Here is a 9,917-nt window from a genome sequence, read left to right as displayed (position 1 = left end):
CGCCTGCTCGCGGCGGCGCGCCCGTTCCTCCTCGCGCGCGGCGCGCTCGGCGTCGGCCTGGCCGCGGCGCCACGCCTCGTGCTGCGCGCGCCACGCGTCGTACTGCGCGCGCCAGGCCGCCATGTCGCCCGAGGGCTCCGGCGCGATCGGCTCGGCGAGTGGAGGCGACGGGGCGGCGCCCGAAGCCGCCCCGTCGCGCTCGGCGGGGTCCGACGGCCCGCCGACATCCCCGGATGCGGGGACGATGGTGGCCGGCGCGGACCGCCGCGCCAGCCAGACGATAAGCGCCAGGCCGATGACGAGGGCGGCCAGGCCGAGGAAGAGGGCCGCGGGTCCGGGCCCCCACCCGAGCGCGAGCGTGGTGAGCACGACGCCGGCGGCGGATCCGAGCAGCGCGAGGGCGGCCGTCGCGAGGGCGCCCAGCAGCGCCGGAGCGGATCCGGCCCGCAGCTGCAGCGCGATCCGCCCCTGCGCGTCGGGCAGGAGCGCCCAGCACGCGGCGTACACCCATAGGCCGGGCAGCCCCAGCGCGGTGGCGACGGCGAAGACGCCGCGAACGATGATCGGGTCGACGCCGATGCGCTGCGCGATCGCCGCGCACACGCCGCCTGCCCAGCCGTCGGTGCGCACGAGTCCGAGGTCGCGGATCCAGCTCCACGGCGCCGCCTCGGGGCGCGGGGCGGGATCCGGCACGTCGGCGACGGGCGGCGAGGGCGTTGCGGAGGTCATGAGTCGATCCTCCCCGCCGGTCGCGCCGAGCGGCTATGAGGGACACCCCTGATCCGTCCCTGAACCGCCCGCCGCCGCGCCGATCCGTGTGGTTCGCTAGGGGCATGCCACCGATCCCGCGCACCGAGGGGCCGGCGTGACCGCGCTCGCCGCCCCGCTGCCCGCCGTCGCCGTGCCGCCCCTCGTGCGGCGCAACGACGCCGTCGTCTCCGGCGTGGCCGGCGGCCTGGCCGACCACCTCGGCTGGCGCGTCGGCCCCACGCGCGCCGTGTTCGTCCTGCTGACCGTGGCCTTCGGCGCCGGGGTGCTGCTGTACGCGTGGCTGTGGGCGTTCACGCCCGTCGCTCGGCCCGCCGAGCGCGTGCGGCGCGAGGCACCGGTGGCATGGATCGCGCTCGGGCTGGCGATGGTGCTGACGCTGCCCCTGCTCGGGACGGCATCTCGCCTCCTCGAAGCCGGCTTCTCTGTCTACTCCGCGCGGTTCACCCTGGTCGCGGCGACTGCTCTGACGGCCTTCGCCGGCCTGTGGTCCGCCTGGATCGATCGGCACGATCCGCTGCGCGGGACGCGACACGATGTCGTCGTCCGGACCGTCGCGACCATCCTGCTGGCGTCGCAGCTGCTCGCGACGGTCACGATGGTCGAGCACGCGCCGAGGACGACCCTGCTCCTCGCGCCCGCGATCGTCGTGGCGATCGCCGCGGTGTGGGCGTCGACGTTCGTCGCCCGGATGCGCGAGCTGCAGGCGGCGCGTGTGGCGAGCATCCGCGCCGAGCATCGCGCCGAGATGGCCGCGCACCTGCACGACTCGGTGCTGCAGACGCTCGCGCTCATCCAGAACCGGGCGGGCGCCTCGAGCGAGGCCGGCCGCCTCGCCCGCGCCCAGGAGCGCGAACTGCGTGCGTGGCTGTACGACGGCGACCTGCCCGCCGACAGCGACCTCGCCACCGACCTGCGCGACTACGGCTCGGCCCTCGAGCTCGACTACGAGGTCGTCATGACGGTCGTCTCGGCCGGCGCCTCGACGGAGCGGGCCAGCGGCGAGGTCGCCGCCGCGGCGCGCGAGGCCATGCTCAACGCCGCACGCCACGCCGGCGGCGAGGTGTCGGTGTACATCGAGGGATCGGACGGCGCGGTCGACGTGTACGTGCGCGACCGCGGTCCGGGATTCTCGCTCGACGACGTGCCGCCCGACCGGCTGGGCGTGCGCGAGTCGATCCTCGGCCGCATGCGCCGGATCGGCGGCTCGGCCACCGTCGGCCCGGGCGCCGGCCGCACCGGAACGCAGGTGCACATCCGCTACCCCGCGGGCGGCGGGCGTGGCTGAGCTGCGCGTCGTCATCGTCGACGACCACTCGATCTTCCGCTCCGGCCTGCGCCACGATCTCGCCGCCGACCTGCGCGTCGTGGGCGAGGCCGCCGATGCCGCCGCGGCGGTGGCGGTGATCGCCGAGACCCGTCCCGACGTCGTGCTGCTCGATGTGCACCTGCCGCTCACCGCTGAGTCGCGCGATGAGGGCGAGCGCACCGGCGGCGAGGAGGTACTGCGCCGCGCGGCGCCGCTCTCGCCCGCCACGCGCTTCCTCGCGCTGTCGGTGTCGGACGCCGCCGAGGACGTCGTGCGCGTCATCCGCGCGGGCGCCCGCGGCTACATCACGAAGGGCGCGTCCGGGCAGGAGGTCTCGCGCGCGGCGCGCACGGTCGCCGAGGGCGATGCGGTCTTCTCGCCGCGCCTGGCCGGCTTCGTCATCGACGCGTTCGGTGCCGCGGCGGGCGAGACCGCGCAGGCCGACGACGAGCTCGACCGGCTCTCGGCCCGCGAGCAGGAGGTGATGCGCCTCATCGCCCGCGGCTACGCGTACAAGGAGGTCGCCGGCGAGCTGTTCATCTCGATCAAGACGGTGGAGTCGCACGTGTCGGCCGTGCTCCGCAAGCTGCAGCTGTCGTCCCGCCACGAGCTCACTGCCTGGGCCTCCGCCCGACGCCTGCTCTGACCCGCTCGGCTTGCCGGCGAGCGCCGGCGCCTGCCAGAGTACGGGTATGAGCGACATCCGCGAGGCCCCGGCGCCGCACGACGAGCGCCTGGAGCAGGCGCGCCCGGTGCTCCTGATGTTCCGCTCGTTCCTCCTCCGCGCCGTCGTCGCGGCGATGCTGTACTCGTTCCTGGCCGTCGGCAGCAAGGGCCAGTGCTTCGGCGAGGCCGACGAGACGTGCATCCAGATCGAGATCGGGCCGAGCCCGCTGGTGTACCTGGCCATCGCCGTCATCGTCATCGGCGCCTTCCGCGCGGTGGCCCGCCGCGCCGTCGACGCGCGCGACGCGGCCCGCATGCTCACGCGGCGCCTATGGCTCATCGTCGCGATCGTCGTCGTGTCGATCGTCGCGATCGGGCTCTGGATCGCGTTCTACCCGATCGAGGGATGGCCCCGCCCGGGCACGTGGTTCTTCCCCTTCCCCTTCGGCGCCGCCGAGCTCACCCGATCCTGACGCCCAAGGGAGTCACAGCCATTCCCGATCCGGGATCGTGTGGCTAGGATCGGCCCCATGATGCAGATGCTCGGCGGCCTCGCCCTGCTGGCCCTGTTCGGCTGGGCGATCGCCTGGCGGATCGTGCAGGGCCGCCGCGCGAAGGACGCACCCCGAGACGACACCCGACGGGCCGGCGAGCACGCCGACCCCACCTCGACCGAGGCGACCCACCGCGCCCTCGGCCGCACGGCCTGGACCCGTATCTCCGGCCCCTGAGCCCGATCCGGCGGCTTGCGGTGGTCGCTTCATCTCCGGCGCTGCGCGCCTCCGTTCAGCAACCGATGAGTGCAACCGAACGGTGAAACCCCACGGTTGCTGAACGAAGTGAGCAACAGCGAACGAAGATGAAGCGACCACAGCGACTCCCTGACGGTTGCGGTTTCGCTTCAGCCCCGCGGCCTGCGGCCGCCGGCGTTCCGCAACCGATGAGGTTCACCCACCAGCCCGATACGCTCGTCGCATGCGGGCGGAGGCGATCATGGCGGGTCCGCGCGGCCGGCGCCTCTGCTTTGAGCTGCTCCGCACCGGCGAGCCGGACGCGGTCTCGATCGGGCTGTTCCACCTCGCGCGGGAGCACAGCGGAGCGACGCTCTCGTGGGGGTTCTTCCGCCCGGGCGCGGCCGACCCGCCGCCGCCGGAACCGGCCGAGCTCGCGCGGCTCGTGCTCGCCCGGGGTCTGCGCGGCATCAAAGACGCCGCCGTCACGGCGGCCCTCGTTCGCGCGGTCGACGCCGCGCGCTACTGGCAGGAGCCCGACGGCGAGGACGCCGTCGCGGCCCTCCCCGAGCTGCGCGACGCGCTGACGGCCGTGGCGCAGCGGGTGGCGGATCTGCCCGCGACCGGCTGGTGGTCGGCAGGGCCGCACCCGCCGCAGTGGGCGATCGATCGCGGCGACGCCGCACTGCCCGATCCGCGCGACGCGCGCGCCGCTCTGGAGGCGTGGCGGGCGGCGGTGGCAGAGGGCGAGGCATGGGCGGAGCGCGAGTCCCCGCGGGATGTCTCGGCGTCGTGGAGCAACACGTGGTGGTCGACGCCCTCCGGCGTTCTCGCCACGACGGGCGAGATGGGCGACGGCACGCCCGCCGGGGTGCGGCTCGTCGAGGACAGCCTGGGCTGGCGGGAGGTGCGCGCGATCCCCGTGCGCGGCACCGGCCGCGTGCTCGAGATCCGGGGCATCGACGAGTGGGCCGAGCTGTGCCGGCGCCACCCGCTGGACGTCACCGCCTCGCGGCGCCACGACTGGTACCAGGCGACCGGGCGCGACGGGAGGTGGGTCATCCCCGACTGGTCGCTCGTCGCCCGCGAGTGGGACGCCGTGCATCTGCCCGTCGAGGGCTACCTCGCCTGCGCGGGCCGCGCGATCCGGGTCGACGACGAGCACTCGAGCGTGATCGCCGGGTGGTCGCCCGACACGACGTACTGGCTGACCGACGCGGCGCGCGTCACGGGCGATCCGGTCACGTGGCGGCAGGAGCGCCGCGACAGCACCTGGCGGCGAGCCGGGGCCTGAGCGCGGCCAGGCCGGTTGCGGTGGTCGCTTCATCTCCGCGGCCTGCGGCCGCTCCGTTCAGCAACCGATGAGGTTCACCCGGCCTGCGGAAGTCAGCGGCCGCCGAGCAGCTTCTGGATCTCCGCGAGGTCGGCCTCGGTCGGCTGCGCGCCCGCGGAGCCCAGGCCGAAGCCCGAGCCCGTGGGCTGCTGGGCGGGCAGACCGGCGTTCTCGGCGGCGCGCTTGGCGGGGTTGCCCGAGCGCGAGCCGCCCTTCTTCTTCGCCTGCTTGCCGCGCTTCGCCGAGGCGCCCGGCCGGCCCATGCCGGGCATGGCACCCATGCCGGGGATGCTCGGCGTGCCGCCGCGCGCGACGGTCTTCATCATCTTGGCGGCCTGCTCGAAGCGGTTCACGAGCTGGTTCACGTCGGTCACCGTCACGCCCGATCCGCGCGCGATGCGGGAGCGGCGCGATCCGTTCAGGATCTTCGTGTTCCGGCGCTCGGCGGGCGTCATCGAGCGGATGATCGCCTCGGTGCGGTCGATCTCGCTCTCGTCGAAGTCCTCGAGCTGCTGCTTCATCTGGCCCATGCCCGGGAGCATCCCGAGCATCTTCTTCATGGAGCCCATCTTCTTGAGCTGCTGCATCTGCTCGAGGAAATCCTCGAGCGTGAAGGCCTCCTTCGCGAGCTTCTCGGCGACCTTCTGGGCCTCCTCCTCGTCGAAGGCCTGCTGGGCCTGCTCGATGAGGGTGAGGATGTCGCCGAGGTCGAGGATGCGGCTCGCCATGCGGTCTGGGTGGAACGCCTCGACGTCGTCGAGCCCTTCGCCCGTGGACGCGAAGATGATGGGCCGGCCCGTGACGGAGGCGACCGACAGCGCGGCGCCGCCTCGCGCGTCGCCGTCGAGCTTCGACAGCACGACGCCGGTGAAGTCCACGCCCTCCTGGAAGGCGCGCGCCGTGTTCACGGCGTCCTGTCCGATCATCGCGTCGATGACGAACAGCACCTCGTCCGGATCGGTGGCCTTGCGGATGTCCGCGGCCTGCTTCATGAGCTCGGCGTCGACGCCCAGGCGGCCGGCGGTGTCGATGATGACGGTGTCGTGCAGCTTCTGCCTGGCGAACTCCACGCCGTCGCGCGAGACCTTCACCGGGTCGCCCACGCCGTTGCCCGGCTCGGGCGCGTAGATCGCCGCGCCGGCGCGCTCGGCGACCACCTGCAGCTGGTTCACGGCGTTGGGGCGCTGCAGGTCGGCCGCGACGAGCAGCGGCGTGTGGCCGTCCTTCTCGAGCATCTTCGCGAGCTTGCCCGCGAAGGTCGTCTTGCCGGAACCCTGCAGGCCCGCGAGCATGATGACCGTCGGCGGCGTCTTGGCGAACTCGAGCCGGCGCTGCTGGCCGCCGAGGATCGCCACGAGCTCCTCGTTGACGATCTGCACGACCTGCTGCGCGGGATTCAGCGCGCGGTTCACCTCGTCGCCGAGGGCACGCTCGCGCACCTTCGCCGTGAAGGCCTTGACGACCTCGAGGGCGACGTCGGCGTCGAGCAGCGCGCGCCGGATCTCGCGGACGGTGCCGTCGACGTCCGCCGCCGACAGCTTGCCCTTCGTGCGGAGATTGCGGAACGTCTCGGTCAGACGCGAGGAGAGATCGCCGAATGCAGCCATGGTGCGTACGAGTTTACGCGAGGGCCGCCGGCACGCTCTCCCGCACGATCACACCGCCGTCGAGCCGGATGACGCGGTCGGCCGCGGCGATCGCGTCGTCGTCATGCGTGACGCACAGCACCGCCGCTCCCCTGGCCGCCTCCTCCACCAGCGCGGCCCGCACGCGGTCGCGGCTGGCGGCGTCGAGGCCCGCGGCGGGCTCGTCGAGGATGAGGATGTCGGCGCCGCGCACGAGCCCCTGGGCCAGCAGCGCGCGCTGGCGCTGACCGCCGGAGAGCTCCACAAGGCGGCGATCCTCCATGCCCGTCAGCTCGACGCGCTCGATCGCCCGCGCGGCCTCCTGCCGGGCCGCGACCCGCGCAACCGCGGCGTGCCCTACGTGCCCATGCGCACGACGTCGCCGACCGTGAGCGGCAGCGCGTCGGGTACATCGGGGCGCTGCACGACGAGCGCGAGCGATCCGCCCCGCTCGATGGCGCCAGCGCGCGGCCGCTTCACCCCCGCCAGCAGCTCGACGAGCGTCGACTTGCCCGACCCGTTCGCCCCGCACAGCGCCGTGACCGCGCCGCGCGGCAGCTCGAGCGAGACGTCGTGGACCACGTCGGCGCCGTCGTAGGCGAAGCAGACATCCCGCGCCCACAGCAGCGGGGCGGAGGTGCGGCGGATCGGATCGGGGGGCGTTGCGTATTCGGACACGCCCATCACAGGGCCTGCAGCAGCACCTCGATCGCGCGGCGGGCGAGGGCGTGACGACCTTCGTGGCCGGCGATCACGTGGACGTGCTCGCGTATGCGAGCGCCGACGCGGGCGGCGCGGACGATCCGCACTTCTGGACGGATCCGGCCCAGATGATCGCGGTCGTCGACGCGCTCGCGCCCGAGCTCGCGGCCCTCGGCGGCGTCGACGACGCCGCGCTCGAGGCCGACGTCGCCGCCTACCGCGCGGAGCTCGTCGCGCTCGACGACGAGATGACGGCGGCCTTCGCCGCGATCCCGGCCGAGCGCCGGCAGCTCGTCACGAACCACCACGTCTTCGGCTACCTCGCCGAGCGCTTCGGCTTCGAGATCGTCGGCGCCGTGATCCCGGGCGGCAGCACCCTCGCCGCGCCCAGCGCGAGCGATCTGCTCGGCCTCACCGACGCGATCCGCGCCGCGGGCGTCTCGACGATCTTCGCGGAGTCGTCGCAGCCGGATCGGCTCATGCAGGTGCTCGCCGAGGAGGCCGGCATCGACGTGCAGGTGACCGAGCTGTTCACCGAGTCGCTCACCGCCGAGGGCGAGGGCGCCGACACCTACCTGTCCATGATGCGCACCAACAGCGAACGCATCGCAGAGGGCCTCTCCCGATGAGGGGCCGAACGAAGGGAAACACGATGAGACGACGACACCAGAGGATGCTCGCCACGGCGACCGCCCTGAGCGCCGCCGGCCTGCTGCTGGCCGGCTGCGCGACCTCCCCGGGATCCGACGCCGAGGCGCCGGAGGGCCCCGCCGCCGAGGGCCGCCTGGCGGTGGCCTAGGCTCGAGCCGTCAAGGTCGGAGCCCTACTGCTTCGGCTCCGCGAGGCCCGCGTTGCGAAAAGCAACCGCACGCCTCGCCCCTCGTGACCGGTCCGGCAACGAACCGGTGATGGCGCTCCGAAGGAGAAAGTCGGAGAACGTCGTCGTTCCGGCGGCAAGCTCGTGCGCCACCGATGTAGTCACTCCGAGCGTCGCCGCTAGCTCGTCAGTGGTCGCTCCCCGCGCACAGGCATCCGCAATGCGCTCATCCACATCCTCCGCGGACGCCAGGGCGACTTCGAGCGCATCAAATGCTTGGTTGCGCCCGCTCAGGAGCCCGTCGAGCGGGCTATCGGGAGAAACGTTCACTTGCACCTCCGAACTGGACGCCTCGATGATAAAGCGGCTCATCGCAGCTGTTCGCGCCACTGACGCGCGATTCCCACATGAGAAGGGCAGGTCCCGCAGTGCGCAAGCTTAGAAGGATCACGACGGCTGTTTTCGCCGCGGTTCTACTCATCGGAAGTCCAGCGGTGGCGAACGCGGCGGACGGGAAGGAACCCGCGGACCCGGCACCTACGGTTCATTCGTCGTCGGAACCCCGAGTCCTCGGCGGAAACGTGATCGAGGACGGCCCTACCGCAAGTGCACCGCCGATCGATGCCGAAGAGCTGGCCCGGCAGGGAATCACGGGCGAGGTCGTATCGGTGGAGCAAGACGTCAAGGGCGCGACGTTCTACTTCTACGAGGACGGAGACTACGTCTTCATGCTTCCGGATGAGTTGCCGAACGAAGACGGCGACCTGGTCCGCACAGCCTGGTCTGCAGGAACATACTGCACCGGCCACTTCGTTCAAATCGCGAAGCTGAACGGCCAGCTCTACTGGGGCGGTCAGAACTACTGCAGCGGCACGAACAACGTCTACCAGCATGATCTTCGCATCGTGCTGCGCGACGGATGCACCGGTCCGTTCTGCTTCCAGGAGGAGACTGGCTCGGCTCGGGCGCCCGGGGCGGCGTATGAGATGGTCAAGACGGTCTCTCAGTTCCACACGTGTGTGAATTCGAATCAGCGTCGGTACGACATGATCGCTTACCCGATGGTCCGAAGCGTGCAATTTGGTCCGATCGTTGACTCCGAGAACTTCATCGTGGCCTGCGACTGGATCTAAGGCACTGGCAGGATCCGCACCCCGCGATCGTCGTGAACGGCGACATCGCCTACATCAGCGAGCCGGCGGCGAACACGCTGCACGCCGTCGACCTCACCACGGGCGAGATCGTCGCCTCGGTCGAGCTCGACGAGGCGCCCAACGAGATGGCGGTCGCCCTGGGCTGATCGCTCACCGCTGTGCCGTGCCCCGGGTGGAAAACCGCCCGGGGCACGGTCGTGTCCCGGGGCAGGGTCGTGTCCGGGCGCGGCGCGTCAGCCGCGCACGGCCTCCAGCGCCTCCCGCACCACCGCCGACAGCGGGCGGGCGCCGGGGCCGATGCGCGCCCAGTGCCGGATCGCCGCCACGACGGCCGCGCCGTGGGCCGCGCCCGCGACCTCTGCGGCGAGCTCGCCCGTGCCGCGGCGTCGCAGCGCCTCGGCCACGAGACCGCCGATCCGAACGAGCCGCAGCGCCGACTCGCGCTCGAGCTCGGCCTCGATCCCCATGGCGGCGGCGTTCGCGTGCGCGAGCGCGAGCGCGTCGGGCGCGAAGCCGTCGGCCATGGCGGCCACCGCCGCGGCCGGGTCCTCGCCGGCCCCGAGCGCCGCGGCGAGCGCGTCGATCCGCTCGTCCAGCCCCGCCCACAGCAGCGAGGACTTCGACGGGGCGTAGTTGAAGAAGCTCGAGCGGGCGATGCCGGCCCGGCGCGCGATGTCGGCCACGGAGGTGTCGTCGAAGCCCTGCTCGAGGAACAGCTCGCACGCGGCCTCGGCGAGCATCTCGCGCGAGATCGCCTTCGGCCTGCCTGGCCTGCCCGCCGCGCTCTGCATCGCACCAGTGTAGGCTCGTGC

At 72.8% G+C, this 9,917-nt stretch carries 13 protein-coding genes and 1 pseudogene; 9 read left to right on the top strand and 5 right to left on the bottom strand.

Going from position 1 to position 9,917, the window contains the following annotated elements; translation table 11 throughout:
- The coding region (locus ACODR5_RS10300; protein ID WP_488983578.1) for a PspC domain-containing protein at positions 1-729 on the bottom strand (729 nt) is incomplete at its 3' end.
- Between the two features lie 136 nt (positions 730-865).
- Between ACODR5_RS10300 and ACODR5_RS10295 the strand changes: the two genes are divergently transcribed.
- The 5 genes from ACODR5_RS10295 to ACODR5_RS10275 all read left to right on the top strand — a co-directional run bounded on the left by ACODR5_RS10295 (position 866) and on the right by ACODR5_RS10275 (position 4,768).
- Entirely contained in the window at positions 866-2,056 is a 1,191-nt protein-coding gene (locus ACODR5_RS10295) for an ATP-binding protein (protein WP_488983577.1), read from the top strand.
- Positions 2,049-2,723: a LuxR C-terminal-related transcriptional regulator gene (locus ACODR5_RS10290; RefSeq protein ID WP_449855253.1), complete on the top strand. Its 675-nt coding sequence runs from the start codon at positions 2,049-2,051 to the stop codon at positions 2,721-2,723. Before ACODR5_RS10295 ends, ACODR5_RS10290 begins: the two co-directional genes overlap by 8 nt.
- 46 nt (positions 2,724-2,769) lie before the next feature.
- Positions 2,770-3,216 carry a hypothetical protein gene (locus ACODR5_RS10285; protein ID WP_488983576.1) on the top strand — a complete coding sequence of 149 codons (447 nt, stop codon included), beginning with the start codon at positions 2,770-2,772 and terminating at the stop codon, positions 3,214-3,216.
- A 57-nt stretch (positions 3,217-3,273) separates the two neighbouring features.
- The gene (locus ACODR5_RS10280; protein WP_449855255.1) at positions 3,274-3,474 is read left to right on the top strand and encodes a hypothetical protein; all 201 of its coding nucleotides are present in this window, start codon (positions 3,274-3,276) and stop codon (positions 3,472-3,474) included.
- 244 nt (positions 3,475-3,718) lie between these two features.
- Positions 3,719-4,768: a hypothetical protein gene (locus tag ACODR5_RS10275; RefSeq protein WP_488983575.1), complete on the top strand. Its 1,050-nt coding sequence runs from the start codon at positions 3,719-3,721 to the stop codon at positions 4,766-4,768.
- Between the two features lie 92 nt (positions 4,769-4,860).
- On the opposite strand, the gene ffh is transcribed toward ACODR5_RS10275, so the two are convergent.
- On the bottom strand, positions 4,861-6,414 hold the full coding sequence (ffh, locus tag ACODR5_RS10270) for a signal recognition particle protein (RefSeq protein WP_488983574.1): 1,554 nt from the start codon (positions 6,412-6,414) through the stop codon (positions 4,861-4,863).
- Positions 6,415-6,427: 13 nt separating this feature from the next.
- Positions 6,428-7,116: pseudogene (locus tag ACODR5_RS10265) on the bottom strand (ATP-binding cassette domain-containing protein).
- On the opposite strand from ACODR5_RS10265, the gene ACODR5_RS10260 reads away from it, so the two are divergent.
- Both ACODR5_RS10260 and ACODR5_RS10255 read left to right on the top strand, forming a co-directional pair.
- On the top strand, positions 7,095-7,763 hold the full coding sequence (locus tag ACODR5_RS10260; RefSeq protein ID WP_488983573.1) for a metal ABC transporter solute-binding protein, Zn/Mn family: 669 nt from the start codon (positions 7,095-7,097) through the stop codon (positions 7,761-7,763). The pseudogene ACODR5_RS10265 and the gene ACODR5_RS10260 sit on opposite strands and share 22 nt — an antisense overlap.
- 23 nt (positions 7,764-7,786) lie before the next feature.
- A complete protein-coding gene (locus ACODR5_RS10255; protein ID WP_488983572.1) occupies positions 7,787-7,933 on the top strand; it encodes a hypothetical protein in 147 nt (48 codons plus the stop codon).
- Positions 7,934-7,957: 24 nt separating this feature from the next.
- On the opposite strand, the gene ACODR5_RS10250 is transcribed toward ACODR5_RS10255, so the two are convergent.
- On the bottom strand, positions 7,958-8,323 hold the full coding sequence (locus tag ACODR5_RS10250; protein WP_449854274.1) for a hypothetical protein: 366 nt from the start codon (positions 8,321-8,323) through the stop codon (positions 7,958-7,960).
- Positions 8,324-8,532: 209 nt separating this feature from the next.
- Here ACODR5_RS10250 and ACODR5_RS10245 point away from each other — a divergent pair, with 209 nt between their 5' ends.
- Entirely contained in the window at positions 8,533-9,084 is a 552-nt protein-coding gene (locus ACODR5_RS10245) for a hypothetical protein (protein WP_449854275.1), read from the top strand.
- Positions 9,085-9,116: 32 nt separating this feature from the next.
- Positions 9,117-9,251: a hypothetical protein gene (locus tag ACODR5_RS10240; protein ID WP_449854276.1), complete on the top strand. Its 135-nt coding sequence runs from the start codon at positions 9,117-9,119 to the stop codon at positions 9,249-9,251.
- A gap of 87 nt (positions 9,252-9,338) precedes the next feature.
- Here the strand turns inward: ACODR5_RS10240 and ACODR5_RS10235 are convergent, their stop codons facing one another.
- A complete protein-coding gene (locus ACODR5_RS10235) occupies positions 9,339-9,896 on the bottom strand; it encodes a TetR/AcrR family transcriptional regulator (protein WP_488983571.1) in 558 nt (185 codons plus the stop codon).
- Between the last annotated feature and the right edge of the window lie 21 nt (positions 9,897-9,917).

This window comes from Microbacterium sp. FG3 (genome assembly GCF_057809335.1).
This window is presented reverse-complemented; position numbering and strand designations above follow the sequence as displayed.